Origin of the sequence: Pseudomonas sp. 10B238 (assembly GCF_000970615.1) — a bacterium.
Classification (GTDB): Bacteria; Pseudomonadota; Gammaproteobacteria; order Pseudomonadales; family Pseudomonadaceae; genus Stutzerimonas.
In genome coordinates this window covers 475444-502087 of record NZ_KQ033927.1, presented here as the reverse complement: position 1 = coordinate 502087, position 26644 = coordinate 475444, and the positions used below count along the sequence as shown (strand labels likewise).

Genomic DNA, 26644 nt, shown 5'->3' with positions numbered 1-26644 from the left:
ATGCCTGCGCATCATCGCGGGTGACAAGCTGAATTAGCCCGGCACCGGCACGTCTTCAGGCAGCAGCTGCTTGTCCTTTAGCGCCCGCCAGAATTCGGCCGGTATGTCGGCCTCGAACTGTTGCACGTACTGTGCAGGACGCTTCGGGTTGCTGGTGCCCGGAATGGCTGACAGGACGGCGGGATGCGCGAGGCAGAACTGCAGCGCTGCAGCCCGGATATCTACTTCGAACTCCTGACAAACCGCTTCGATCTGCCCGGTTTTCTGGCGGATATCATCAGGCGCGGCCGCATAGTCGTAGTGCTCGCCACCGGCCAGTACACCGGAGTTGAACGGCCCGCCTACAACGATCCCGACGCCACGCTCCACGCATTTAGGAAATAGCGTATCCAGCGCTTCGCGGTGGTCGAGTAGAGAATAGCGGCCGGCCAGCAGAAACACGTCCGGGTCGGATTGCTCAAGGGCCATGCGGCAGGGTTCGACCAGGTTCACGCCAAGCCCCCAACCGCGAATCAGGCCTTCCTCACGCATCTGCGTCAGCGCTTTCGCCGCGCCTTGCATGGCCTGTTGGAAGTACTCGGTCCACTGTGGGCCCCACTGGTCTTCGGACACGTCATGGATGAAAGCGACATCGATACGATTCACGCCCATACGCTCCAGGCTGTCTTCGATGGAGCGTCGTGCGCCGTCAGCGGAGTAGTCCACGACGCGCTTGTTCGGCAGCTCATCGACAAAGGGCGGGGCGTTTTCCGGCCTGCTGGTCGGCTGCAGCAAGCGGCCAACCTTGGTACTCAGGACGAATTCATCACGGGGCTTTTTGCTGAGTAAGCGCCCAAAGCGTTGCTCGGCCAGGCCGGCGCCATAGTGCGGTGACGTGTCGTAATAACGGATGCCGGCATCCCAGGCGGCCTTGAGGGTCGCGTCGGCGGTGGTTTCGTCGAGCGGGGCGAACATGTTGCCTAACGGCGCGCCGCCAAAACCGAGACGTGGAAGGGGGATGCGCATGAAACCTCCTCTGATGCAAATAGAGCCGAAGATTCGGCGTCGCTTTGCATCGGAGGACGTCTGAGAGGGGATGTTCCGGACGTTACGGCAGGACTTACCCGTACCGAAACACAGCGTTTGGCGACCCCGCTCAGCTACGGCTCTTCATATAGACTCGCCAGCCACCGTACTCGCTGATATCGACGGCACCCTGCAAACCGTAAGGTTCGCAGATGAAGCCGGTCTCCCAGCTGCCGTCGGCCAGTTGTACCTTGCCCAGCCCGAGGGGGGCAGGGATGCCAGTGAGGAATGAGCCCAGTTCACTGCTCGGAATTTCCCAGATTTCCACCTCAATGGCGACGCCTTCATCGGCAACACGCACCATGCCCGGGCGGAACGGTGGGCCGCCGGCCAACGCGTACAGTTTGTAGTGCGCTGCGCTGCGGGTTGCTTCGAGCAGTCGACCGCCGCGCTGTCTGAGCTGCCCGTTCAGGGGCAAGCCATCCAGATGCGCGCCACAGACCACGACACGGGCGCGGTCGCTGCGTGCCGCATTCTGTGGGGCAGGCGAGGTGATCGACTGCCCACCGATCAATGCGATGCCATGTTGCCGTTGCAGCATGTCGGCCAGGCTCAGTAGGTACTGATCGGTGAATACTCGCCCGAACAAGGTCACGCCCCAGGGCAGGCCGTTCTGCATCACGCCCGCTGGCACCGCCACGGCGGCGTAGTCCAGCATGTTCATGAAATTGGTGTAGTAGCCCAGGTCTGAATTGCGCTTGACCGGTTCGGCGTGCAGTTCGTCCAGCGTGACCGGGCGCGGGTAGGCCGGGGTCAGTACGCAATCCACCTTGGCCATGATCCGGTCGCAGACGGCCTTGAGCTGTTGCAGCCGGTACTCGGCCTGGAATAGCTGCACGGCAGTGGTGCCGGGTGCCTTTTCCAGCACCGCCTTGATCACCGGCAGCACGGCGTCGGGCTGTTGCTCGATCAACGCGCCGGCAACGCTGTAGCGTTCAGCGACCCAGGGGCCTTCATAGAGCAGCCGCGCGGCTTCTAGGAAAGGCGCGAAATCGATCTCCACCGGCTCGCCGCCGATGGCTTTCAGGTGCTCAATGGTAGCGGCGAACAGCGCTGGGCTTTCCGAGCAGCCGAGAAATTCCGGTTGTTTGGGCACACCGAAACGGAAGGATTTGACCTGGCCAAACGCCGAACTGTCGTTCCACAGCGGATTGGCGCGGCTGTATTCGTCGCGCGGGTCGAGTTCGGCGGTCAGGGCCAGCAGCTGGCTGGCTTCGGCCGCGGTGGCGGTGAAGAAGGTGACGCAATCCAGCGTACGGCACGCGGGGACTACGCCCGCAGTGGAGATCAAGCCCTTGCTCGCCTTGAGGCCGATCAGGTTGTTCAACGCGGCCGGCACCCGACCGGAACCGGCGGTGTCCGTGCCCAATGCGAAGCTCGCCAGGCCGAGTGCGACGGCTAGGGACGAACCGGCGCTGGAGCCCCCCGACGGATAGGCCGGGTGCACGCTGTTGCGGCACTCGCCGTAAGGCGAACGGGTGCCGTTGAGGCCGGTGGCGAACTGGTCGAGGTTGGTCTTGCCAAGCGGGATGGCACCGAGGGCGATCAGTTGTTCGACGATGGTCGCGCTGGTTTCCGGTGTATAGGCAAAGGCGGGGCAGGCTGCCGTGGTCGGGATGCCGGCCAGATCGATATTGTCCTTGATGGCGAAGGGGATGCCGTAGAGCGGCAGCTCGGCCGGGGATTTGCTGTCCAGCGCTGCGAGGTAGGGCTCGAGTTCATCCTTCGTTAGCAGATGAATGAAGAGGTTGAATTCGGCCTGGAGGTTGGTGGCTTGGTCGTGCACTGCAGCGATGAGTGCGCGCGGTGACAGCTTGGCGCTGGAGTAAGCCGCGCGCAGTGTGTCGAGGCGTAGGTCAAAGTCGATTGTCATGTCGTATTCCTCGTAGGGTGGAAAACGGCAACGCCTTTTCCACGCGTAATGTCTGAGATGGCCCGGTGGCCGGTGGGCTGGTTGGTGGATCGGTGAGGCGTGATCCACCCTACGGTCATCTGTTGGGCAGGGAGCCTTACGCGCCCTCGATCACCACCACCCGTTGGCCGGCACGCACGGGCGAGCCAGGCTGCACACGGATGTCCTTCACCACACCGGAAACAGGTGCGGTGAGCGGAATTTCCATCTTCATGCTCTCGAGGATCACCAGCACGTCGCCGGCTTCTACCCGAGCGCCCTCGGTCACGGATACCTGCCAGAGATTCCCGGCAATGTGGCTTTCGATGCCATGCTCGCCGGCGCCCAGCGGGGCGTCTTCACCGAGCTCAGCGGCGACTTCCTCGCTCTCGAAGTGCGCCTGGCCGGACGCGATCCAGCGTTGGCGTTCGGCGTCGAAAGCAGCGCGCTGCTGGCTGCGGAAGGCGTCGATACCCGCGGCTTCCTTAGCCAGAAATTCCTGATAGTCGGACAGGCGTAGCTCGGTCTCTTCGATCGTCAACGGGTAGCGGCCCAACGGGAAATCGCGGCGGATCTTCAAAAGCTCTTCGGCCGATACCGGGTAGAAGCGGATCTGGTCGAAGAAGCGCAGCAGCCAGGGCTGACCGCCGAACGCCTCGACCGCGCGGTAGCGGTTCCACATCTGCAACGTGCGACCGACGAACTGATAACCGCCCGGGCCCTCCATGCCGTAGACGCACATGTAGGCGCCACCGATGCCGACCGAGTTTTCCGCGGTCCAGGTGCGCGCCGGGTTGTATTTGGTGGTGACTAGGCGATGCCGCGGGTCCAGGGGGGTTGCTACTGGCGCGCCGAGGTAGACGTCGCCCAGGCCCATCACCAGATAGCTGGCTTCGAACACTGTGCGATGCACCTCGTCGAGGTTCGGCAGATCGTTGATGCGACGGATGAATTCCAAATTGCTCGGGCACCAGGGTGCGTCCTTGCGCACCGTGGTCATGTACTTGTCGATTGCCAGCTGACAGGCCGGGTCGTCCCAGGAAAGTGGCAGATGCACGATGCGCGACGGGACTCGGAGATCTTGCGCCGAGCACACCGCGTCCCAGAGGCCGGCGACGGTATCGAGCAGGCTCCGAAGCGGCAGGGTCTCCGGCTGGTAATGGACCTGCAGGGAGCGGATGCCAGGGGTGAGGTCGATCACGCCGTCGAGGTTCTTCGCCTCCAGCGCCTGCATCAATGCGTGGCCACGGAAGCGCAGGACAAGGTCCAGTTCGGGCGCGCCAATTTCCAGCAGCAAATGGGTGTCGCCGGAGAGTCGGGCGACCAGGCGGGTGTCGTCGTTACCCAGATCGAGAACGATGGGCGAGGTGAGGGCATGGGCTGTTGTAGGAGCCAGCTTGCTGGCGATCCTTTCGCATGGCTGATCGCGAGCAAGCTCACTCCTACAAAGGTTGGCGCACTCAAGATTTTGGGTCTTAGCCAACTCACGTGCCATGGCCACATCCACCGGTACGAAGCGCACCCGGTCACCGGCCTTGAGCTGGCCGATCTGCCAGAGGTCTGCCTCGATGATAGTCACTGGACAGACAAAGCCGCCGAGGCTCGGGCCGTCCGGGCCGAGGATGACCGGCATGTCGCCGGTGAAGTCCACGGCGCCGATGGCGTAAGGGTTGTCGTGGATGTTCGAGGGGTGAAGGCCGGCCTCGCCGCCGCTGTCACGCACCCACTCGGGCTTCGGTCCTATGAGACGAACGCCGGTGCGGCTGGAGTTGAAATGCACCTCCCAGTCGGTGGCGAAGAAGCGCTCGATATAGCCTTCCGTGAAGTATTCCGGCGCGCCGTGCGGGCCGTAGATCACACGGATCTCGCGTACCGATGGCAGCGGCGGGCAGAGTTCGACAGGCAGGCTGGCGCCGGCGCTGCGGTCAACGAGTTCAGGAATATGCAGTACATCACCGGCGCGTAATGCGCGTCCGGCATGGCCACCAAACTGGCCAAGGGTAAAGGTGCTCTTGCTGCCCAGATAATCGGGCACCTGCAGCCCGCCGCGTACGCATAGGTAGCTGCGCGCACCGGCGCCGGCGATGGTGCCGAGCGCAAGCGTGCTGCCAGCCTTGACCACAATCGTAGTGCACATCGGTTGCTCGACGTCGTCGAGCTTCACCGGAATGTCGGCGCCCGTTACCGCGACCACCGCATCGGTGTTGAAGCGCAGGATCGGCCCGCTCATGGTGATTTCCAGGCCCGCTGCATCGGTCGGATTACCCAGCAGCGCATTGCCCAGGCGCAGCGCACGGCTGTCCATCGGCCCGGACGGAGGCACGCCGACAGCCCAGTAACCGAGCCGGCCGGGAAAGTCCTCAACGGTGGTCTGGGTGCCAGCGGTGAGCACCTCGAAAGTGGTCGCCTGGTAAGTCAGGCCGTCCAGGCAACGGGTCCAGGGATTGCCTTCGGCAAACGGCGCATACACGAGAATCTGGCGCAGGTAGTCGCGGTTGGTCTCGACGCCATACAGCAGGCTGTCGGCTAAGGCCTGATCGAGCGCAGCCTTGGCTGCCTCACGAGTCGGCGCGTAGGTGATGAGCTTGGCTATCATCGGGTCGAAGTAGGGCGGAATTTCGCAACCTGCTTCGACCCAGGTATCGATGCGCAGTGCTTTGCCGTCGGCAGCTGGAAACTGGACCGCGGTCAGCAGGCCAGGGCTCGGCTGAAAATCGCGCCCCGGGTCCTCAGCATAGAGCCGCGCCTGGATGGCGTGGCCCTCGGGCTTCAAGCTCTTGGCCAGCTCGGTCAGCGGAGGCAGATCACCGGCCGCCAGTTCGATCATCCAGCGCACCAGATCGACGCCCCAAACCTGCTCGGTGACGCCATGCTCGACCTGCAGCCGGGTATTCACTTCGAGGAAGTAGAACTGCTCGGCCTCGCTGTCATAGACGAACTCGACCGTGCCGGCGCTGCGATAGCTAACCGCCTTGGCCAGCTTGATCGCCGCCTCGCACAGGGCATCGGCCATGCCGGCGGGTAGGTTCGGCGCCGGGGTTTCCTCCAACACTTTCTGGTTGCGCCGCTGTACAGAGCAGTCGCGCACGCCGAGGGCGATCACATCGCCTTCACCATCACCAAAGACCTGCACTTCCAGATGACGGGCGCGCTGGATGTATTTCTCGATGAATACGCCGGCGTCGCTGAAATTGTTTTGCCCCAACCGTTTGACTGCGTCGAAGGCATCCGCCAGTTCAGCCGCGTCACGGCAAACCCGCATGCCGATGCCGCCGCCGCCAGCAGTGCTCTTGAGCATGACCGGATAGCCGACCTGGTCGGCTGCGCTTAGCGCATCGGTGAGGCTGTCGAGTAGCTCGGTGCCTTCGAGCATCGGCACGCCGTGCTGCTTGGCCAGCGCGCGGGCGGTGTGCTTGAGGCCAAATACCCGGAGCTGCTCTGGCGTCGGCCCGACGAAGGCGATACCGGCCGCCTCGCAGGCTTCGGCGAACGCGGCGTTTTCGGAGAGGAAGCCATAGCCGGGGTGGATCGCTTTCGCACCGGTACGATGCGCAATGGCGAGGATCTTGTCGACCGCCAGGTAGGTATTCGAGGCAGCGCCTTCGCCGAGGCTATGGGCTTCACTGGCCTGTTGGATATGCAAGCTGGCGGCATCGGCCTCCGAGTAGACGGCAACGCCTTTCACGTCCAAGGCACGCAGCGTACGCAGGATGCGGCAGGCAATGGCGCCGCGGTTGGCGATCAGGAGTGTGTCGAACATCTTCAGTCCCTCTGGGGGAGGCGGGCCGTCCCGCTTATATTCATTCATCGCCCCCGGCCGTCCGGGGGTTCATCCATTGGTAGGGTGGGCTTCAGCCCACCATGTGGACGTACTGCTAACGGTGGGCTGAAGCCCACCCTACGACGCTCAAACAGGGCGCCGCGCGGCCCATCCCTCTGTGCTACTGGGCCGCGCGATGTTCATCCTTCCCCCGCGCATCCGGCTTGGGTTTGGTGGGCCGCTGCCCGGCACGTGCTTGCATCAACGGCAGCACGTAGCGGCGCAACCAGCGCATCAGTTCCATACCAGCACCTCGGCCGGCGTGGGGTTCCAGCCGTTGCACGGGTTGTTGAGTTGCGGGCAATTGGAGATCAGTACGATCACGTCCTGCTCGGCCTTCAGCTCGACATATTTGCCAGGGGCGGAGATGCCATCCGCGAAGGTCAGGCCGCCGTCGGGCGTGACCGGGACGTTCATGAAGAAGTTGATGTTGGCGCCGATGTCGCGTTTCTCCAGGCGACCGTCGTGCAGGCTGGCGCGCAAGAAGTTATCGCGGCAGCTGTGCATGTAGCGCTTGTCCAGGGCGTAACGCACCACGTTGCTTTCCTGTGCACAGGCCCCGCCGAGCGTGTCGTGACGGCCACAGGTGTCGGCGACGATGGTCAGCAGCGGGTTGCCAAGGTTCGAGTACAGCACCGTGCCCGTGGTGAGATAGACCTTGTTCTGCCGGCGCAGGGTGCGCTGCGGATCGAAACGCTCACGCGGATTCATGGCGCTGAAAAACAGGGTGTCGACAGCCTGATTGCCTTCCAGATCGAGCAGGCGCAGGGTCTGGCCGGCCTTCACTTGGAACAGATAGGGCTCGCCAGCCGGAATCACATGCCGGAAAGTGGCGGCCTCGGGGTGCAGGTTGCTTTCGTGGATGGTCATTTGGGCACCCCTCCTCAGATGTAGAGTCGTTCGGTGTTGTGAAAGCCGCGGGTATTTTCCGGGCGCGAGGTACGGCAGAGAACGCTGATGCCATCGCTGTCGACGCGGTGCCAGCTGAGCTGGACGGGTTTCGGTGCGTACTCGGGGGTCGGATCCATTGGGTGTGGCAATGCGGTCAGTACCACCAGCGTGTCCATTGGCGCGTACAGCTCCACTGCGTCGCCGGCCCTGCTGTTGCCGGCCTCGAAGGCGAAGCCGCCGTCGGCGTCCACGGTGACCTTGCTGAACAGATTGAGTGTCATCAGCAGGTCCTGCAGATTCAGGTTCCACTTGCCCATTTCCACCAGCAGGTTGTCCGTGCCGTTGCGGAAGAAGCCGTTGCGCAGTTCCTGATAGCGACCCTGGCCGTATTTCTCGGCGACTTCGTCAGCGTTCAGTACGCCACCGAAACTGTCATGCCAGCCGCAGGTATCGGCTGTGATGCAGGCCAGCACCCGACCCATGTCCGAATACAGGCAATGGCCAGTGGTGAGCTTGGCGGTGTGCTGGCACTTGAGGGTGTCCGGCAGGTTGAGACGCTCGCTTTTTTCATGCGCGTTGAACATCAGCAAACTGACGTTGGCGCCGCCTTCGAGGTCGGTCAGGCGCAACAGCTGACCACGCTTGAGCACGAAGGAGGTGTGGCCGCCGCCGGGTAGGGTTTCTTCATAAAGCATGGGGCGGATAGCGAGTGAAGCGCTCATGTCAGACTCCTTGATTGACGGTATGCAGGTGGCCTAGCTGCGGTGGCAGGTCGCCAGCGGCGGCGCGCGCGACCCGGCGATCGCTGTTCAGCGGGATGTCATAGGTGACGCGTGCGCCGTAGGCGCCAGGGGCGTGAGGGTCGAGGCGGGTCTTGTCGAACACCAGAATGCGCGTTCCGAGGGTGAAGCCTTCGGATAGGTCGTGGGTGACCATGAACACCGTCAGTTGGGTCTCCCGCCAGAGTTGCAGAAGCAGCTCATGCATGTCCTTGCGAATGCCGGGATCGAGTGCGCCGAAGGGCTCGTCGAGCAATAACACACGGGGCTTCATGACGAGTGCCTGGGCGATAGCCAGACGCTGCTGCATGCCGCCAGAGAGCTGTGCTGGGTACTTATCCAGCGAGTGACCAAGGCCCACTTTGCGCAGGATCACTTCGGCCTGCTCGCGTGCTTCGCGCTTGCTGCGGCCGAACAAGCGGCCCAGTAGCGGGGATCTGGGCAACTCCAGGCCGAGGGCGACGTTGTCCAGTACCGACAGGTGTGGAAAGACCGAATAACGCTGGAAGACCACGCCGCGGCTGGCGTCGGGCTCGCCGGCGATGGGTGCGCCATCGAGCAGGATGTCGCCGCGGCTAGGCTGTTCCTGGCCGAGCAAGAGGCGCAGAAAGGTGGATTTTCCGCAGCCGGACGCGCCGACCAGGGTGCAAAATTCACCTTCATTGACGCTCAGGTTCAGCCGTTCCAGCACCACCTGATCGCCATATTCCTGCCAGACGTTGTTGACCTGAATGAAAGGGTTGGTTGGCCGTTCGCCAGCCGGGCGGATGACATGACTCATGCCTTGGCTCCTTCGTACCAGGGGAAGGCCAGCTGGGTGAGCTTGCGTAGACCGAAATCCATGCTCCAGGCGAGCAGGGTGATCCAGGCCACGTACGGCAGGATCACGTCCATCGCCAGATAGCGGCGGACCAGAAAGATGCGGTAGCCCAGCCCGTCGGTGGAAGCGATGGCCTCGGCGGCGATGAGAAACAGCCAGGCTGAACCGAGCACCAGGCGCAGTGCGATCAACAGGCGCGGCAGTAATTGCGGTAGCACCACCCGCAGGATCAGCGTCCAGGTGTTGGCGCCCAGCGTCTGCGCTTTGATGAGCAATTCCGGCGGCAACTCCCGGGCGCGCTGTTCCAGATCGCGTGCCAGCACCGGGGTCACGCCAATGACGATCAACATCACCTTGGACAGCTCGCCGAGACCGAAGACGATGAACAGAATCGGCAGGATCGCCAGCGGCGGGACCATCGACAGCACCGTCAGCAAAGGCGACAGGGGCGCGCTGAATAGCGGCAGCGTCCCAGCAGCAACACCGAGGCACAGCCCGGCAACCGCGGCGATGCCGAGGCCGACGCCGAGGCGCTTGAGGCTGGACGCGGTGTCCTGCCAGAACAGGTAGTCGCCACTGCGTTTGTCCGGCGTGAAGGCAAGGCGCTCCACAGCGCTGGACATCTGCGTGAAGCTAGGCAGGAGCTTGTCGTTGGGGTTGGTCTCGAGCCGTTGTGCAGAACTGACCAGATAGGCGAACAGCAGAATTGCGAAGGGCAGCATCACCAGCAGCGTCCAGCCGGTGCGGCTCGGAACACGATTGATCAGGCGCATGGGGAGGTCCCCCTTTCGATCGGGGGGTGTTGCCGCGGGTCGGTCGTGTTGTCGAATCCGAGCAGGGGCATAAAAGGCCTCCAGTGAGTGGACATGGCAATAGGAGCTGCGTGTCGAACGCCGTCTCCCGGGCTTTTATCCCGCCGTGTAACCTCACTGGAGGTCGCCAACTCTCGGACCAGCCACTCGCAACCGCGAGCCGGAACCCTAGTCAGCTATTTCTGAATTTTCTCGTCCTTGAGCCGCAGCTTCCTGGCAATAGGGATTTTGCAAGAGCAGTGCCAACCACAGACCCTGCATGTTTCGGCGCTTGCAGCGGGGTTAAGCAGCGCTGGCGCGCTTTAATAGTGCAGGACGAGCGTTCCATGCCCCATTTCGGGACGCCAGCTGGTAGATCCAGATCTGCGTAGCCGAGGGGTGCATCAAAACCTGTCTGGCAGCGAAGCCGCTGAGACTTTTGCTGGCAAGGCGGAAACCGCGCATATGCGGCGCTGAGCGCTAATGAGAGGTCGCTAAGGGATCTTCTAGGGTGCTACCGCACATCAAGATCAACCGGCGCGAGGGCGTCAGACGATTGATCGCCCGTAGAATAGCCGGCAGCCATCTGGTGCTGTCGTGCCAGTCTGCTTGTCTTGATCAGGGTTTCTGTTGCGCAAGTGCAGGTGAGCTTGAAAGCCTACCGACTCAGGCGAATGTCACGAACGCGCGGTATGGAAGCTTTCGCCTTGCGGCTATAGGGCAGGTGGAATCAGGCGGGGACAAAACAGGAGAGGGGGAGGGTCCGAGCAGGCGCTGCGTCCGTGAGGACGTCAGCGGCCCGGTTTCCTGGGATGCAGTGACTTAGTTCACTGCGTCCTTCAGCGACTTGCCTGGCTTGAAGCCTGGCAGCTTTGCTGCGGAGATCTTGATCGTTGCGCCAGTCTGCGGATTGCGGCCATCACGGGCTGCACGCTCTTTGACGGCAAAGGTGCCGAAGCCGACCAGCGTCACGCTGTCGCCGTTCTGCAGGGTGTTGGTCACGCTTTCGGTGAAGGCATCCAACACGCGGGTGGCGGTGCTCTTCGGTACATCGGCGGAGGCGGCGATCGCTTCAATCAACTCGGCTTTATTCACGGGTGTGGCTCCAGATTGGAATGGGTGGTCAGTATAAGCAGCGTCTCGCTCTGCCGCCTGCGGCAAATTTCCTCTTTTGCAAAAATATCCGGTGCGGGGCGACAAATCGTTTGTTTGCCTAATCCAGACGCTTTTGTCTGGACAGCGGGATTTTGGCTCCGGTTCATTGCCCTCCCGACCATTGGTAGGGTTGCCGTCGGCAGGATGCATCAAAAGCGATCCATGCGCGGCTAACCAGGTCGCGCCAAGCGCAAAACGCCCATGAGCCGGCCGCTCGACGGGCTGATTGGCTCGCGTTCGACTTTAGTAGTGGATGTCGACATCGATCTCACTGGGCTTGTCGCCTGGTACTTCGAACCGGCTCTCCTCGAATGCTGGCGGACCCATGACCTTGGGGTTATTGGACAATCCATAACCTTCGGTAGGAAACATGCCAAATCGGAGGTCCAGCTCGCCGTTAGCGTTTTCGTCGTGGTAGGCCATCACTGCGTACTGACCGGCTGGTACGTCATCGAACACCATCGTGACCGTTCCGGTCTTGGCTGGCGATTCGCTCGAGGCAAATGCCTGGTCCGCTTTACGGAACGTCTTTGGGTCCGAAAACAGAGCCACGCGAACTGTGCCCCGGTCGTGTTCGATGTTGTTCAGTTTGACCGTCAGCGGCTGGCCGTCGGCGAAAGCCGCTTGACCTACCGCCATTGCTACCAAAGTTAGCGCTACGCGCAGTGTCATCGATTCGCTCCTGGTTGGCGTGCATCTCGTTTGGATTGGATGGCGTGGGCATTTCAAGCGTGCCCGGAACAGTATGGCGATAGTGCCGCGCTTCTAGCGGATCGACCAGCCTATACGGTTGATTGGTCAGCCTTACCTCAGCACACGCTGGGGCCAAAATCGATTTAGAAGGACGCCGTGGCCCCAGGAACGCCGCAATGCGATGCTAGGCGCCAAACGCCTTACTGACCGAGCCCGCATGAACAAGACCCATCTTCAGACGCTGATCATCGACAAGCTGCAGGCCGACCTGGCTGTTGCAAAGGATGCACTGAAGGCCTCTCACGAGGCGGCGACGCACGCCGAAAGCAAAGCGGAGAACAAGTACGACACCCGTGGCCTGGAAGCGGCTTACCTGGCTGATGGTCAACGGCGACGCGTTCATGAAATAGAAACAGCGCTCTCGAGCTATCGAAACCTGCCGGTGCGATCACATCGCAATGCAGCGATTACCCTGGGCGCTTTGGTTTCGTTGGAGTCCGCTGACAATTGCCGCTGGGTGTTCCTCGGGCCGGATGCCGCTGGGCTGAATGTGACGATTGAAGGTGAAGAAGTGCTGGTGATCTCTCCGCGCTCACCGCTGGGCAGAGCGCTGCTGGGCTGCGAGGAAGGTGATGAGGCCGAGATTCGTGTCGAAGGACAATCCATCCGCTACAGCGTAATCAGCGTCAGCTGATCTGCTTTCACCGCCCGAAACAGAAAGGGCATCTCAGCGAATTTATAATAACTAAAGTTATTGATATATCAATACGTTATGAATCGTAGCTGATGTTGATTGTACGGTTTGCGATGCTGCTTTACATCGGTGGATGTAAGGCGCAAGGTCACTTGATAAGTTATATCAATAAACGTCTCTATCCTTCTGATCTTAAAAGACAAAAGGTTAGATTTTGGCTCATTCTTCGCCGCTACCTTTAGCTCTCGCACCCAACCGCTCTACCGCACCGTTTCTACTTGGCTGCTGGCGTGTCAGCGTCGCTTGGTGCCGGCAAAATGCCACCCCTCACTCCGTCCAGAAACAATTTGACGCATCCAGTCGAGCTGACTATCGTGCCGCATGCAGATGATAAGCAATCTCATTAGTATTTGCGGAGGTGGTGGTGAACGCATTGACTCGCGTCGCCTACGACGGGCCTGAGGCAGGGTACAAATTCCCGCCGTCGTACCGATTCTATTCACCGGCTGGGGGTATTGAAGCCAGCGGTTGTTTCAAAGTGATAGACACGCCGGCGGAGGGTGCCGGGCCGGGCCTTGAAAGGGACGTCCAGCGCGGTTTCGCCGAAGCCCAGGCAGCCGGGCTGCGCAATCCAGTGCTGGTTGGCGTAATTCCTTTCGATAAGCAGCAACCTTCAAATCTATTCATTCCACGACACGTCAGTCATCTCCCTCCGACGGCACCGCCTACCTCAATTTGTGGATTTGCCTGTGGTAACGCACACCAGTGCATCGAGCAGCCCAACCAGGCTGGCTTCCAGCAGGCGGTGAACCGAGCGCTTGGCGCGCTGCGTAATGGACGTCTCGACAAAGCGGTGTTGTCTCGTTTGTTGCAGCTCGAATTCGATGAGCCGCCATGCGCCGCGACGATCTTCCAGGGACTGCGTCAGCAGAATCCCGAGGCCTACCACTTCTTCACCGACCTGCCTGACGGCGGCGTCCTGATCGGCGCCAGCCCCGAGCTTCTACTTCGCAAAACCGGCCAGCGTCTGGAAACCAACCCGCTGGCCGGCTCAGCCCGGCGTCATGCCGATCGAATCGAAGACGAGTACTCGGCGCAGTGCCTGCTCGATTCCGCCAAGGACCAGCACGAGCACCGCCTGGTGATCCGCGATATGGAACGCCAGCTTCGCCCCTTGTGCCGAGAGCTGCACATCCCAGGCGCACCGTCTCTGATGAGCACGGCAAAGCTGTGGCACCTGTCGACGCGGATCGAAGGCGAGCTCGCCGAGCCCGTATCGGCGCTCAAGCTGGCGTGCCAGCTGCACCCGACTCCCGCGCTCTGCGGTTTCCCTACCGCCGCGGCCAAGCAACTGATTGCAGAACTCGAACCCTTCGATCGAGGTGTCTTTGGCGGCATTGTCGGCTGGTGCGACGCGGCAGGTAATGGTGAATGGGCTGTGGTTATTCGCTGTGGAGTGATCGATGACCGCAGTGTTCGGTTGTTCGCCGGGGCTGGGCTGGTATCGGAATCGTGCCCGGAGTCGGAGTGGCGCGAGACCGGCACCAAGCTCGGCACCATGCTCGCGGCGTTCGGTCTCGATCGGGAGGCGGTATGAGCCTGGTTCCGTTTACGCACTGGCCCGATGAATTCGCCGAGCGCTATCGCCGGGCTGGCCACTGGCGTGGCGAACCGCTGAGCCAGATGCTCGCCGAGCAGGCCAGCATCCAGCCGGACGCCGTTGCGGTAGTCGATGGTAGCGGAGCATTGAGCTATGCCGACCTGGACCGGGCCTCGACCAACCTGGCGCAGCGGCTGGCGAACCGCGGCCTGGGGCAGGGCGACCGCGCGCTCGTGCAGCTGGGCAATCAGGCTGAGCTGTATGTTGTGTTCTTCGCTCTGATCAAGGCGGGAATCGCGCCGGTAAACGCACTGTTCAGTCACAACCGTCTGGAGCTGGTGGCCTATGCCGCGCAGGTCCGACCTCGACTGCTGATTGCCAGCCGGGCCCATTCGCTGTTCACAGGGGATGCGTTTGTCGAAGAACTGACCGAACTCATTCCCGAGCTGGATACCGTCTTGCTGCACGACGATCCCCACCCTGAGCTGCGTCTGCAGAGCTGGTGCGTGCAAGCGAAGGCACTGCGATCCTTCAGCCCGACGCCAGCCGGCGAAGTGGCCTTCTTTCAGCTCTCCGGTGGCAGTACCGGGACGCCAAAGCTGATCCCGCGCACCCATGACGACTATCTCTACAGCGTCCGTCGCAGCGTCGAGATCTGTCAGTTCGACCGCGAAACCCGTTACCTCTGCGCACTACCGGCAGCGCACAACTTTCCGTTGAGCTCCCCCGGCGCGTTGGGTGTGTTTCTCGCTGGCGGTCGTGTCGTACTGAGTCCAGACCCCGGTCCCGCCAGTTGCTTCCCTTTGGTTGCACAGCAGCAGGTCAACGTTACCGCGCTGGTGCCGTCTGCCCTGGCCATGTGGTTACAGGCCGCGCCCGGCCATCACCATGAACTCGCATCGCTGCAGTGGGTACAGGTGGGGGGCGCCAAGCTGCCGGAATCCCAGGCCAGGCGGGTGCCCCAGGTGTTGGGATGCCGGCTGCAACAGGTCTTTGGCATGGCTGAAGGGCTGGTCAACTACACCCGACTGGATGACAGCGACGAGCATGTCTACCTGACCCAGGGCCAGCCGATGAGCCCCGATGACGAGATCAAGGTCGTCGACCGCGAGGGGCATCCAGTGGCCGCTGGCGAAATCGGGGCACTGATGACGCGCGGGCCGTACACGATCCGCGGCTACTTCCAGAGCCCCGAGCACAACGCCGCCGCATTCGATGCCGAGGGTTTTTACCGCTCCGGTGACCTGGTCCGCCAGCGAGACGACGGCTACCTCGTCGTCGTCGGCCGGATCAAGGATCAGATCAATCGTGGCGGCGAAAAGATCGCCGCCGAAGAGGTGGAAAACCTGCTGATGGCGCATCCCGCCGTAGCGCAGGCGGCGCTGGTTTCAGTGCCCGATGAGGCCATGGGCGAGAAGAGCTGCGCCTACATCGTCAGCCCCGACCCCACGCTCAAGGGGATCGTGCTGCGCAGGTTTCTGCGCGGGCTCGGCTTGGCCGACTACAAGCTTCCTGACCGATTCGTACACATCGACGCGCTGCCAGTGACCGCTGTTGGCAAGGTGGACAAGAATCGCCTGCGCCGTCGCGTCGCTGAACAACTGACCGTTACCGAATAAGGATTCGTTTCATGGCAATTCCCACCCTGACGCCATACCGCCTGCCCAGCGAATGGACCGCGAACAAAGTGCAGTGGTCGCTCGAACCGGATCGCGCGGTCCTGCTGATTCACGACATGCAAGCGTACTTCTGTGATTTCTGGGGCCAGGACAGCGCCTTTATCGATGAACTGGTCTCGCGTCTGGCACAGGTTCGTCAGCGCTGCAAAGCACTGGGGATTCCTGTCATCTACACAGCCCAGCCTGGTGAGCAAGCTGATGCGGACAGGGCGCTGCTGACCGACATGTGGGGACCGGGCATCACGCAATATCCCGAGCGCCAAGTGATCGTCCCGGGCCTGGCGCCTGCTGACGACGACACGGTCCTGGTGAAGTGGCGCTACAGCGCGTTCCAGCGTTCACCGCTGGAACACATGATGAGCGAGCTCGGTCGCGACCAGCTGATCATCGGTGGCATATACGGTCATATCGGCTGCCTCATGACGGCGTGCGATGCGTTCATGCGGGACATCCAGCCCTTCGTGCTGGCCGACGGCATCGCAGACTTCGGCGCGACCGAGCACGAGATGGCGTTGAACTACGTGGCGACGCGGTGCGGCAAGGTCGTGACATGCCGCGAAGTGCTCGAACTGGGCGCTGCCAAGCGGTCATTGCCGAGTTGGGAAGAGCTTGAAACCCGGTTGCTGTCGATGCTCGACGAGATGGATGAACCCTTCGACCCCGACGAAAACCTGCTCGACTACGGCCTGGATTCGATTCAGATCATGACCCTGCTGAGCGAATGGCGGGAGCAGGGGCTGGAACTGAGTTTCACCGATCTGGCCAAGACCCCGACGTTGAATGGGTGGTGGGCTCTGCTCAACGCGCACGGAGGTGTCCGATGAGGTCGCTCGGGACTGCCCAGCAAGGGCTCTGGTCCGGCTACTTGCTCAACGAAGATCGCGCCATGTTCAATACCGCAGAATGCATCGCGTTCGCCGGCAAGATTCACGCGGCGACGATGATCGCCTCGGTGCAACAGGCGGCGCGGGAGTGCGAGGCCCTATCCGGAGTGTTCGTGGCCGATGAAGACGCGGTGTTCTTCAAACCCCGCGAACTGCCAGTGGTCGTTCAACAGGTGCAGGTTCCGGCTGGGGCGGATGCGGAAGGCTGGGTCCGTGACTGGGCCATGCGCGACATTCGTATCGCGATCGATCTCCAACGCGAGTTGCCGTGCCGTTTCGTGTTGCTGCAGGCCGAAGGGCGCGACTTTCTATACAGCTGTGTGCATCACATCGCCCTGGATGGCTACGGCACCAACCTGCTGTACCAGCGAATCGCCGAGCTCTACGGCGCTGCGATAAGTGGTGACTCGGTGCCAGCCAGTGAGTTTGGCCGATATGAAGATGTGCTCAAGGAAGACGCCGAGCGGGACGCTCAGGGCCGTACCGCCGCTGCACGCGGTTACTGGCTGGAAACATTGTCACGCATGCCGGAGCCAGCCAGCTTCAGTGAGCGCAGTGCGCCGATAGCGGCCACGTTCATCCGTCACGGCGCCCCGTTCACAGAGCCTCTGTGGCAGGCACTGAATAAGGTTGCCGAAGCTCATGGCATCGGCTGGCCGGACCTGCTGCTGGCTGGTGTCTCGGCTCACCTCCGGCAGGTAAGCGGTGTCCGCTCCCAGGTACTGGGTTTGATGGTGATGAATCGCATCGGCTCGGCCTCGTGCAATGTGCCGTGCATGCAGATGAACATCGCGCCGTTGTGCCTGGATCTGCCGGACGATGCCGATCTGATCGCCTGCGCCAAGGCCATCGGCAAGCTACGTCGTAGCAGCCGCAAGCATCAGCACTACCGCTACGAATCCCTGCGCCGAGACCTGGGTCGTGTTGGCGGAGAACAGCGTCTGTTCGGCCCGCTGATCAATATCATGCCGTTCGACCGTCCGCTGACTTACGGCAACTGCCCGGCGCGAACGCTGAACCTGAGCGCAGGTCCGGTGGAGGACCTGACGCTGGAAGTCCAGATTGGCGCCGACGGCATGCCGGTACTCGACTACGATGCCAACCCGGCCTGCTACAGCCTCGACCAGGTGCGCAGCCTCCAAGAAGAACTGTTCGATCTGCTCGAATGCTGGCTGGCCGAGCCGCAGCAGCCACGGGCCGTGCTGCTCGAAGAGCTGTTTGCAGTTCGCCGAGCCTGGCAAGTCCTCAAGACCCCTGGTCGCGCCTCCCACGTGCAACCGAGCAATGTGCTGGAGGCGATACGCCTACAGGCACAGAGCAGGCCTGAGCACATCGCGCTGGTTCAGCATGAGCAGGCGCTGAGTTACGGCGAACTGCAGGCTCGGGCCGAGATGGTCGCTGCCGCGCTTGTCGAACTGGGGATTCAGCCGGGCCAGCGCGTCGGCGTGATGCTGAGCCGTTCGCCACAAGCAATCCTTGCCCAGTTGGGGGTACTGCTCGCTGGTGCGGTCTACGTACCGCTGGACCCGGAGCAGCCCGCCGATAGGCAACGGCTGATCTGCGGGACGGCCGAGCTGGCGCTGGTCATTACGGAGGCGGCCTATCGGCATCGGTTGGCGGACATCCATTCTGGTGCGATCCAGTTGATTGGGTTGCTGACCTCGGCCAACCGAACCTACACCCCACGCGACAACGATGCGGCCTGCTACCTGATGTTCACCTCCGGTTCGACGGGTGCGCCGAAGGGCGTCGAAGTCAGCCATCGCGCACTGGCGCATTTCGCTGAGGCGGCTCGGCAGCGCTACGGCATTGGTTCAGCCGATCGCGTCCTGCAATTCGCACCGTTCAACTTCGATGCGAGCATCGAGGAGGTCTTCGTCAGTTTGTCGGCCGGGGCGGCATTGGTGCTGCGGACCGACCCGATGTTGCAGTCGATGTCCTCGTTTGTAGAGGGACTCGAGCGACTGGCGATCAGCGTGGTCGACCTGCCCACAGCGTTCTGGAACGAGTGGGTCGTGGCGTTGCGCAGCGGCCAGGTGCGGATCCCGGCATCGCTTAAGGCGGTGATCATCGGTGGCGAAGCGGTATATCCCGAGCAACTACAGGCCTGGCAACGCGTTGGGCGGCCCGACGTTCGTTTGATCAACACCTACGGCCCGACCGAGACAACGGTGGTCGCGAGCAGCTGCGATCTGCAGAACGTCGACCCCAACTGCGAACGGCTGCCTATCGGTCGACCACTGACAGGTGTCGAGGCGCTGGTTCTGGAGCGTGGCAATCGCCCTGGATCGGAAGGTGAGCTGGTGCTGTTTGGCCCACAGCTGGCCAACGGTTACCTCAACAGTGACTCGCCGGCCTTTGCCCATCTACGTATTGGCGAGGAGACGATGCGGGTCTACCGCACCGGTGACCGGGTGCGGCTGGTCGATGGTCAGCTGGTGTACCTCGGTCGGCTGGACAACGAGTTCAAGATCAGCGGCTATCGCATCCAGCCGGGGGAGGTAGAAGCACGATTGCTGGCACTGCCGGGTATCGACGAGGCCTGCGTGCTAGGCCTGGAACTTGATGCCGGAGTGCGCCGGCTGGTGGCGTTTTTCGCTGGCCCGCGGAACGACGTTCGAGCGATCAAGCGTGAGCTGAGCGCCGTGCTGCCAGCAGCAATGGTGCCTACCGATTACCGTCATTTCGCCGTCTTGCCCCGTACCAGTAGCAACAAGATGGACCGTAAACGCTTGCAGCAGGCCTATCTGCAAGGCTCGACCGAGCGCGTGCTGAACGACGAGACGCAGCGGCGCGTCAGCGCTATTTGGCAGCAGATCCTCGGTGTCAGCGGCATTCAGCCGGAAGACAACTTCTTCGAGCTCGGTGGGCAGTCGCTGCAAACCATCCAGATCGTCAATCGCCTGGGCGCCGAATTCGGCACCGCCGTGAAGGTTTCCGATGTCTTCGATCACCCACAACTGGCGGACTTCTGCAGTTTTTTGGACAGCCGACTGCAACAGCGCGAAGAACTCGTGGAAATGGTTTGGTGAAGGGGCGGGCAAATGAACGATCAGATGAGTTTCAGCGGGAAAAGTGTTTGGGTGACCGGCGCCGGGCAGGGGATCGGCCGCGCCGTGGCCGAAGGCTTCGCACGGCTGGGTGCGCAGGTCGTCGGTTTCGACCGCGCCTTTTCCGAAGGTGATTACGGCTTCACGACCTACCTGCTTGATGTCGGTGATGCGGACGCGGTGCGCCATGCGTGCAACGAGCTGCTGGGTGGACAACAGCGGGTTGATGTCTTCGCCAGTGTTGCCGGCATCTTGCGGCTCGGGGCTATTGAGGAGCTGAGTTCGGCTGACTGGGACGAGTCGATACGGGTCAACGTGTCCGGTGCCTTTTATCTGCTGCGCGAACTGATCCCGCGTTTCAAGGCGCAGGGCAGCGGAGCGGTAGTGGCGGTGAGCAGCAATGCGACCCACGTTCCACGCATGCAGATGGCCGCGTACAGCGCATCCAAAGCTGCGCTTACCAGCCTGATCCGAACAGCGGGCCTGGAGCTGGCTGAGCACGGCGTGCGCTGCAATCTGGTCTCGCCGGGCTCCACCGATACCGCCATGCAGCGTGGCATGTGGCACAGCGAGGACGCGCGAGAACGGACGATTGCTGGCTTTCCGGAGCAGTACAAGCTGGGCATTCCGCTGCGCAAGATCGCCACGCCAGAAGAGGTCGCCCGTACCGTGCTGTTCCTCGCATCGGACCTGGCGAGCCACATCACCCTGCAGGACATCGTCGTCGACGGCGGCGCCACCCTGGCGGCCTGAGACTCCGAGAGGTAGCAGATGCAAAAAAACATAATCGGCCTGCTGAAGCACTTGGCTCAGCAGGGCGTGCAGCTTGCGCTCAACGATCAGCAGCAGCTGGTTTCGCAGTCGAGCAAAGAGGCCGTGACCCCCGCGCTCGGGCAGCAGATACGTGACAATCGCGACGCCATCATCGAATGTCTGAGGGCTCAACGCGCGTTCGACGCACCTATCGCGCCACAACACCTCAGCGTCGGTCCGCTGTCGTCATCGCAGAGCGGGCTTTGGTTCATCGAGCAGTACGAACAGGATTCGCACCTCTACAACATGCCCGTCTTCTTCCGCCTGACTGGCGAGCTGGACGTGCCGGCGCTGGAGTTCGCCTTCGATGCGCTGGTCGCCCGTCACGCCAGTTTGCGCACGCGCTTCCAGCGTAGCGCCGAGGGCCGAGGAGAGCAGGAGATAGTGCCGCACACAGGGTTCCGTCTGGCGCGGGAAGATCTTAGCCATCTCGAACCGCAGGCACGTAAGGATCTGGTTGCGCAGCGAGTGCGGGAAGAGATTGAACGCCCATTCGATATCACCAGCGGGCAGCTGACGCGCGTCACCGTGCTAAAGCTGGGCGAGCGCGAGCACGTGCTAATGATCAACCAGCACCACATCATCTCCGATGGCTGGTCGGTGAAGAACATATTCGCCGACCTGAAGACTGCGTTTCTGGCTTACCAGAATCGTGAGGGCCTGATTTGGGACGAGCCCGCGCTGACCTACATCGACTACGCACGCTGGTTCAATTCGCGCTTATTCCGGGACTATCACGAGCAGTTCAAACCCTTCTGGGTCGAACGCCTGGCGGGTATCCCCGAGGTGCACAGCCTGCCGTTGGACAAGCCACGGCCTGCCCAACCGGCCAGCGGCGGCGAAGTGGTGTTCTCGACTATCGACAATGCGCTCTGGGATCGTTTCAAAGGGCTGTGTCAGCAACACAACACTTCGCCCTTCATCGGCCTACATGCGCTGTTCGCGCTGCTGCTGGCACGTCATTCCGGTGAGCGCGATATTGTCGTTGGCACCCCCTTGGCCTACCGCGAGCGGGCGGATGTCGAGCCTTTGGTAGGTTTCTTCGTCAATACGCTGGTGTTGCGTACGCAGCTTCCCGAACAGCAAAGCTTTGTCGAGTATTTGCGCCAGTGCCGTACTGACGATCTTCAGGCGTTCGATCATCAGCTCTATCGGTTCGAGGCCCTGAGCGAAGCGCTAGGCATGGACCGCCATACCGCGATCAACCCGATCTTTCAGATCATGCTGGTCTACCAGGCGCGGGTCGACTTCAACGACCTGATCCCCGGCTGTGACGCGGTGGAGGAGACCTCTCCGGTATTGCCTGCCAAGACCGACATTTCGGTCAAGGTCACCGAGCTGGTGGATTCGGTACGGGTCGATTGGCTTTACGCAACGGCGCTGTTCGAACGCAGCAGTATCGAAGGCTATGCGAGCCGACTGCTGAACATGCTGAAAGCCGTGGTCGATGCGCCAGAGCAGGACATCTGGCAGTTGCCCATGCACGATCCTTCGTTGCTGGACCAGACCGCTGAGCGCCTGTCGGCGTTGCCCGCGCTCTATCCCGACGGACTGACCGCGCTTTCGCTGTTCAGCGACATGGCTCAGCTACATCCGAATCGACCCGCGCTGCGGCAGGGGGAAGGCTACGTCAGCAATGCGGAGCTAGACGCCCGTGCCAGTCGGCTTGCCAATTGGTTGCAGGCCCAGGGCTGTGCGCCAGGCGACCTGATCGGTATTCTTGCGCGGCGAGAAAACGCGTTTGCGGTCGCGTTGCTCGCGTGCTGGAAAGTCGGCGCGGCCTATGTCCCGCTGGACCCGAACTATCCCCAGCAGCGCCTCAGCCACATCATGCGGGACGCCAATTTGCAGCTGGTCATCGGTCAGGGCGTGGCGCCATTCGGGCTGGAGCCAGGTGCGCGTTGGGTCGATCTAGATAGCCATGAAACCCAGGCGCAGCTAGATGCCCAGTCGCCATGCGCGCCGCCGCTCCTGCATGACCCGCAACGACTCGCCCAGGTGATCTACACCTCTGGATCGACCGGCGTGCCAAAGGGCGTGATGATCGAACAGGGATCACTGGTCAACCTTCTACTCGACCACGGTCGCCGGCTCGGTGTCGCGCCGGGTGACCGAATGCTGGACTGCATGTCCTTGTCGTTCGACGCCGGCAACATGTGTGCGCTGGTGCCGTTGGTTCACGGTGCATGTCTGCTCTGGGCCGATCCCGGTGAGGGTCTGCTGGATGAGATCGAGCGCACTGAAACCACACAGATGATTTTTGCCACGGCCTTGCTCGCGACGCTGCCGGAGCGGCCATTGCCGGCGATGAAAGCGGTGGGCTTCGGCGGCGAAGCCTGCCCACCTACGATCCCACAGCGTTGGGCATCCCAGTTCCGTCTGATTGATATGTATGGTCCGACCGAAGCCACCGTTACGGCGCTGACCAAGACGCTCGCGGCAGGCACTCGCCTGACCATCGGCCAAGCTATCGATGGCATGCAGGCGGTGATCCTGGATCGGCACGGCGCGGTGTGCCCGGTTGGTGTTCCGGGTGAGCTCTGTCTGGCGGGGCTAGGGTTGGCCCGCGGCTACCTCAACCAGCCGGAGCGTACAGCTGAGGCCTTTCGTGAGCATGATTTCGCCGGGGTGAAGGTACGGATGTATCACACCGGAGACCGCGCACGGCTGCTGGCCAACGGTGAATACGAGTACCTGGGCCGTCTGGATGCGCAAATCAAACTGCGCGGTTATCGCATCGAGCCGGGGGAGATCGAAGCTCAACTGCACGCCAGCTGCTCAAGCCTGCAGGAAATAAAGGTCTTGGTCGTCAGCCAGGGCACACGTCAGGCGCTGGTGGCCTACGCCACGGTAACCGCGGGCGAAGCGACACCCGAGCCAGACGCAGTATTGCAGGCCGCAGCCCATCGACTGCCTGAATACATGGTGCCTCAGCGTCTGATCATCCTCGACAAGATGCCGCTTACGGCCAACGGCAAACTGGATCAGCGACAGCTGCCCACGGTTGAGCTGGCCGAAGCTGAACAGCTAGTGCCGCCCGCTGGCGATCTGGAGCGACACGTGCTGGAGATCTGGCAGGGTGTGCTGGAGCAGCCGCTGGGCGTAGATAGCGATTTCTTCCGGTTGGGCGGTGATTCGATACTGAGCATCCAGCTGGCGACACGTCTGCGCGATGCCGGCTACCCCTGTAGCGTCAAAGAGGTGTTCGAGGCAAAGACCGTGCGCCGACTGTGCCGCGTGCTCGAAGGACCACGCGAGAACCAGGCGATCCGCGCCGAGCAAGGTCTGCTGACCGGCGATTTCCCTCTGCAGCCAATCCAGCAATGGTTCTTTGAGCAGCCCTTCGCTCAACCCCAGCATTGGAACCAGGGCGTTGTGCTTGGGCTGCCGGCCGAGGTGAGTCAGCTCCAGCTGATGGATTACATGCGCCAATTGTTGGCGCAGCACGATGCGCTGCGGCTGATCGTCATTCCGTCTGGCCAGTGTTATCGAAATTTCCTGCCCTTACCCGAGCCTGCCCAACTGGATGCCGCGGAGCTGGGCGAGTCGGGGTTACAGCATGCGCTAACCGAGCTGCAATCCCACCTCGATCCGGCCAGCGCTCGGACGCTCGCGTGGGCCGTCATCGAGAACTTGCCGAACGGCCAGCGAGGGCTGTTTATTGCGTTTCACCATCTGGTCATCGATGCGGTGTCGTGGCGCATTCTGGTGGAAGACCTGCAGCGACTGGCCCGCGGCGATGGGTTGCCCGACAAGACCAGCAGCTACCGGCAGTGGGGTGAGGGTCTCGCGGCCTATGCGCAGCGTGCTGAAGCGCAGCTGCCGTACTGGCGTGAGCAGGTCGGTGCGATGGGCCAGGCATTTACTAATCAAACCTTTCCCCAAGAATGGTCGTCCAGCGAGCACTCCGAACCGCAACTGTTACAGCTGGATGAAGTCACCACTCGGCAACTGATCCAGATGACGACCAGACGATTGCAGGTCGACGTCCGCGAGTTGCTGGTGGCTGCGCTGACCCGGTCGCTGATGGAGCTGGGGCTCGGCGAGCAGCAGTTGATCATGCTGGAAGGTCACGGCCGCGAACCGATTGATGCCGGGTTGGACGTCAGCCGCACGGTTGGCTGGTTCACCAGCATGTTCCCGGTCAGGGTGCATAACCAGGCGGACTGGCCGGCGCTGGTTCAGCACGCTGCCGAGCAGTTGCGCCAGGTGCCGGACAAGGGTGTTGGCTATCTGCCGCTGCGCAGCAATCCGGCGCATCGTGACAGTCTTCCGCTGCCCGCCGTCGCGCTGAATTACCTCGGCAATTACCAGAGCGGAGCAGGGGACTGGCAGCCATTGCCGTTGCCGCCGGGCAACCCGAGCGGTGCTAGCAACCTGTCTGCAGAACTGATCAGCCTGCATGGCGGCGTGTTTGACGGCCTGCTGACCTTGCGGCAGATCGGCAGCCTGCGCTCGGACCTCGGTGCGCGCTTTTTGCAGTCGTTACGAACTCACCTGCAAAACCTGGCTGCGCTGGAGGGAGAGCTGCAATGACGTCATTGAACCTACAGCTCGCCCACGTTTTCGCCCGTCACGCCGAGCGCCCAGCGCTAGGGTGCCTCGGCGCCAGCTTCAGTTACGCCGAATTGCAGGCACGCGTCGCGGCCATCGTGTTGCAACTGCGCGCAGACGGGTTGACTGCAGGTGATCGCGTCGGGCTGCATCTCTCCCGTGGGCCGGATCTGATCGCGGCGCTGCTCGCTTGCCTGCAGGAAGGGCTTTGTTTCGTACCACTCGAGCCGGAGTTTCCGCTTGACCGGCTGCAGGGCATCGCCGACGACGCATGCCTGCACCGCATCATTCAGGATGAGCAGCCGTCGCGGTCGCTGGCACCTTCGCTGCGCCTGAGACCCGGGCTGGCAGCGATGCCCGAGCCGCTGGTGCTCGATGACCAGCTGCCTGCGTACATGATGTTCACTTCCGGCTCTACAGGAAAACCCAAGGGCGTCGTGATTGGCCGGGCTGCCTTAAGCAACTTCCTCGACGCCGCGGCCCGGCGTGTCGGGATCGGGCCGGACACACGTTGGCTGTTCACCACCACGCCGGCCTTCGATATCTCTCTGCTGGAGATGCTCGGGCCACTGTGGGTAGGCGGCTATGTCGAAGTGGTCTGCGCACCAGCCCACAAGGACCCGGTGGCGCTGCTGCAGTTGCTCGACAGCCGGCCGGACCTGAACACCCTGCAGGCCACGCCTGCATTCTGGCGAATGCTGCTCAAAGCGGGATGGCAAGGGCGTGAAGGTCTGACCGCGCTCTGTGGTGGTGAAGCTCTGGACGCTACGCTGGCGGCACGGCTCAGCGAGTCGGTGGGGCAGCTGTGGAACTGCTATGGCCCCACCGAGGCGACCGTTTGGTCGATGATGGCGCCGGTCGAACAGCCATTGGCGGACCATGGTGTGCGGCTCAAGCAGTCGCTCGACGGCTACCGACACTGGGTTCTCGACGAGAACGGCAATGACATCGGGCCGGGCGGCGAGGGTGAACTGTGCATCGAAGGGGTATCGCTGGCACAGGGTTACTGGCAGCGCAGCGACCTGAATGAGCAGGCCTTCATCAGCTGGCAAGGGCGGCGTCTGTACCGTACCGGGGATCGGGTTCGCCGCATTGGCGACGAGGAATTGCAATACCTTGGACGTCGCGACGATCAAATCAAGTTGCGCGGTTTTCGAATCGAACTGGGCGAAATCGAAGCCAACCTGCGGCGCATCGAGGGGGTTCAGGATGCTGCGGTACGGTTGCTGGGTAAAGGCGACGAGGCCTGCCTGGTCGGCTATGTGGAGACACGAGGCGAAGGTGCGCCCGGTCGGGTTCAGATTCGACGAGCACTGCATCTGAGCCTGCCGCACTATATGGTTCCGAGTCGCATCGTGCTGCTGGACTCGCTGCCGAAAACTCCGAGTGGAAAGATCGACCGCAAGCGGCTGCCCGAGCCGGTCTGATCGAGTGCGCTAGCCCGTGGCCAGGGCGGCCACGGGGC

18 protein-coding genes and 1 riboswitch are annotated in these 26644 nt (G+C 62.3%); of the genes, 8 read left to right on the top strand and 10 right to left on the bottom strand.

Translation table 11 applies throughout. The annotated features are described in order from the left end of the window. Positions 1 to 33: 33 nt before the first annotated feature. From RT21_RS02110 to RT21_RS02070, 10 genes are all read right to left on the bottom strand, one after another. The gene (locus RT21_RS02110) at positions 34 to 1005 is read right to left on the bottom strand and encodes an aldo/keto reductase (RefSeq protein WP_046161391.1); all 972 of its coding nucleotides are present in this window, start codon (positions 1003 to 1005) and stop codon (positions 34 to 36) included. A 130-nt stretch (positions 1006 to 1135) separates the two neighbouring features. Then, on the bottom strand, positions 1136 to 2938 hold the full coding sequence (atzF, locus tag RT21_RS02105) for an allophanate hydrolase (RefSeq protein ID WP_046161390.1): 1803 nt from the start codon (positions 2936 to 2938) through the stop codon (positions 1136 to 1138). 136 nt (positions 2939 to 3074) lie between these two features. Then, positions 3075 to 6716, bottom strand: coding sequence for an urea carboxylase (gene uca / locus RT21_RS02100; protein ID WP_046161389.1), 3642 nt, complete (start codon positions 6714 to 6716; stop codon positions 3075 to 3077). 181 nt (positions 6717 to 6897) lie between these two features. Beyond that, positions 6898 to 7020, bottom strand: coding sequence for a hypothetical protein (locus tag RT21_RS24015; protein WP_256044790.1), 123 nt, complete (start codon positions 7018 to 7020; stop codon positions 6898 to 6900). After that, on the bottom strand, positions 7011 to 7646 hold the full coding sequence (locus RT21_RS02095) for an urea amidolyase associated protein UAAP2 (RefSeq protein WP_046161388.1): 636 nt from the start codon (positions 7644 to 7646) through the stop codon (positions 7011 to 7013). Before RT21_RS02095 ends, RT21_RS24015 begins: the two co-directional genes overlap by 10 nt. Before the next feature lie 14 nt (positions 7647 to 7660). Then, positions 7661 to 8389, bottom strand: coding sequence for an urea amidolyase associated protein UAAP1 (locus RT21_RS02090; protein WP_046161387.1), 729 nt, complete (start codon positions 8387 to 8389; stop codon positions 7661 to 7663). Position 8390: 1 nt separating this feature from the next. Further along, positions 8391 to 9227 (bottom strand): ABC transporter ATP-binding protein, encoded by an 837-nt coding sequence (locus tag RT21_RS02085; RefSeq protein WP_046161386.1) that lies wholly within the window; start codon positions 9225 to 9227, stop codon positions 8391 to 8393. Further along, a complete protein-coding gene (locus RT21_RS02080) occupies positions 9224 to 10039 on the bottom strand; it encodes an ABC transporter permease (protein WP_045427029.1) in 816 nt (271 codons plus the stop codon). The genes RT21_RS02085 and RT21_RS02080 overlap by 4 nt, the downstream gene beginning before the upstream one ends. 122 nt (positions 10040 to 10161) lie before the next feature. Then, positions 10162 to 10261: riboswitch (guanidine-I (ykkC/yxkD leader) on the bottom strand. 618 nt (positions 10262 to 10879) lie between these two features. Beyond that, positions 10880 to 11152 carry an HU family DNA-binding protein gene (locus tag RT21_RS02075; protein ID WP_019339665.1) on the bottom strand — a complete coding sequence of 91 codons (273 nt, stop codon included), beginning with the start codon at positions 11150 to 11152 and terminating at the stop codon, positions 10880 to 10882. A 303-nt stretch (positions 11153 to 11455) separates the two neighbouring features. Then, entirely contained in the window at positions 11456 to 11884 is a 429-nt protein-coding gene (locus RT21_RS02070; RefSeq protein WP_046161385.1) for a DUF2141 domain-containing protein, read from the bottom strand. A gap of 238 nt (positions 11885 to 12122) precedes the next feature. Between RT21_RS02070 and RT21_RS02065 the strand changes: the two genes are divergently transcribed. The 8 genes from RT21_RS02065 to RT21_RS02030 all read left to right on the top strand — a co-directional run bounded on the left by RT21_RS02065 (position 12123) and on the right by RT21_RS02030 (position 26606). Next, a complete protein-coding gene (locus tag RT21_RS02065) occupies positions 12123 to 12599 on the top strand; it encodes a GreA/GreB family elongation factor (protein ID WP_045427034.1) in 477 nt (158 codons plus the stop codon). Positions 12600 to 13023: 424 nt separating this feature from the next. Beyond that, on the top strand, positions 13024 to 14196 hold the full coding sequence (locus RT21_RS02060; RefSeq protein ID WP_177327040.1) for an isochorismate synthase: 1173 nt from the start codon (positions 13024 to 13026) through the stop codon (positions 14194 to 14196). Continuing rightward, positions 14193 to 15818 carry a (2,3-dihydroxybenzoyl)adenylate synthase gene (locus RT21_RS02055; protein ID WP_046161384.1) on the top strand — a complete coding sequence of 542 codons (1626 nt, stop codon included), beginning with the start codon at positions 14193 to 14195 and terminating at the stop codon, positions 15816 to 15818. The genes RT21_RS02060 and RT21_RS02055 overlap by 4 nt, the downstream gene beginning before the upstream one ends. 11 nt (positions 15819 to 15829) lie before the next feature. Continuing rightward, on the top strand, positions 15830 to 16702 hold the full coding sequence (locus tag RT21_RS02050) for an isochorismatase family protein (RefSeq protein WP_046161383.1): 873 nt from the start codon (positions 15830 to 15832) through the stop codon (positions 16700 to 16702). After that, entirely contained in the window at positions 16699 to 19794 is a 3096-nt protein-coding gene (locus tag RT21_RS02045) for a non-ribosomal peptide synthetase (RefSeq protein ID WP_046161382.1), read from the top strand. Before RT21_RS02050 ends, RT21_RS02045 begins: the two co-directional genes overlap by 4 nt. 12 nt (positions 19795 to 19806) lie before the next feature. Beyond that, a complete protein-coding gene (gene dhbA / locus RT21_RS02040; RefSeq protein ID WP_046161381.1) occupies positions 19807 to 20565 on the top strand; it encodes a 2,3-dihydro-2,3-dihydroxybenzoate dehydrogenase in 759 nt (252 codons plus the stop codon). Positions 20566 to 20583: 18 nt separating this feature from the next. Then, on the top strand, positions 20584 to 25161 hold the full coding sequence (locus RT21_RS02035; RefSeq protein WP_046161380.1) for a non-ribosomal peptide synthetase: 4578 nt from the start codon (positions 20584 to 20586) through the stop codon (positions 25159 to 25161). Next, positions 25158 to 26606: an amino acid adenylation domain-containing protein gene (locus RT21_RS02030; protein ID WP_046161379.1), complete on the top strand. Its 1449-nt coding sequence runs from the start codon at positions 25158 to 25160 to the stop codon at positions 26604 to 26606. Before RT21_RS02035 ends, RT21_RS02030 begins: the two co-directional genes overlap by 4 nt. Positions 26607 to 26644: the final 38 nt, after the last annotated feature.

Coding starts and splice junctions, on each gene's coding strand:
- RT21_RS02030 (WP_046161379.1), top strand. CDS start 25,158: ATGACGTCATTGAACCTACAGCTCGCCCACGTTTTCGCCCGTCACGCC.
- RT21_RS02090 (WP_046161387.1), bottom strand. CDS start 8,389: ATGAGCGCTTCACTCGCTATCCGCCCCATGCTTTATGAAGAAACCCTA.
- RT21_RS02080 (WP_045427029.1), bottom strand. CDS start 10,039: ATGCGCCTGATCAATCGTGTTCCGAGCCGCACCGGCTGGACGCTGCTG.
- RT21_RS02035 (WP_046161380.1), top strand. CDS start 20,584: ATGCAAAAAAACATAATCGGCCTGCTGAAGCACTTGGCTCAGCAGGGC.
- RT21_RS02045 (WP_046161382.1), top strand. CDS start 16,699: ATGAGGTCGCTCGGGACTGCCCAGCAAGGGCTCTGGTCCGGCTACTTG.
- RT21_RS02055 (WP_046161384.1), top strand. CDS start 14,193: ATGAGCCTGGTTCCGTTTACGCACTGGCCCGATGAATTCGCCGAGCGC.
- dhbA (WP_046161381.1), top strand. CDS start 19,807: ATGAACGATCAGATGAGTTTCAGCGGGAAAAGTGTTTGGGTGACCGGC.
- RT21_RS02085 (WP_046161386.1), bottom strand. CDS start 9,227: ATGAGTCATGTCATCCGCCCGGCTGGCGAACGGCCAACCAACCCTTTC.
- RT21_RS02065 (WP_045427034.1), top strand. CDS start 12,123: ATGAACAAGACCCATCTTCAGACGCTGATCATCGACAAGCTGCAGGCC.
- RT21_RS02095 (WP_046161388.1), bottom strand. CDS start 7,646: ATGACCATCCACGAAAGCAACCTGCACCCCGAGGCCGCCACTTTCCGG.
- RT21_RS02110 (WP_046161391.1), bottom strand. CDS start 1,005: ATGCGCATCCCCCTTCCACGTCTCGGTTTTGGCGGCGCGCCGTTAGGC.
- RT21_RS02050 (WP_046161383.1), top strand. CDS start 15,830: ATGGCAATTCCCACCCTGACGCCATACCGCCTGCCCAGCGAATGGACC.
- RT21_RS02070 (WP_046161385.1), bottom strand. CDS start 11,884: ATGACACTGCGCGTAGCGCTAACTTTGGTAGCAATGGCGGTAGGTCAA.
- RT21_RS24015 (WP_256044790.1), bottom strand. CDS start 7,020: ATGGAACTGATGCGCTGGTTGCGCCGCTACGTGCTGCCGTTGATGCAA.
- atzF (WP_046161390.1), bottom strand. CDS start 2,938: ATGACAATCGACTTTGACCTACGCCTCGACACACTGCGCGCGGCTTAC.
- uca (WP_046161389.1), bottom strand. CDS start 6,716: ATGTTCGACACACTCCTGATCGCCAACCGCGGCGCCATTGCCTGCCGC.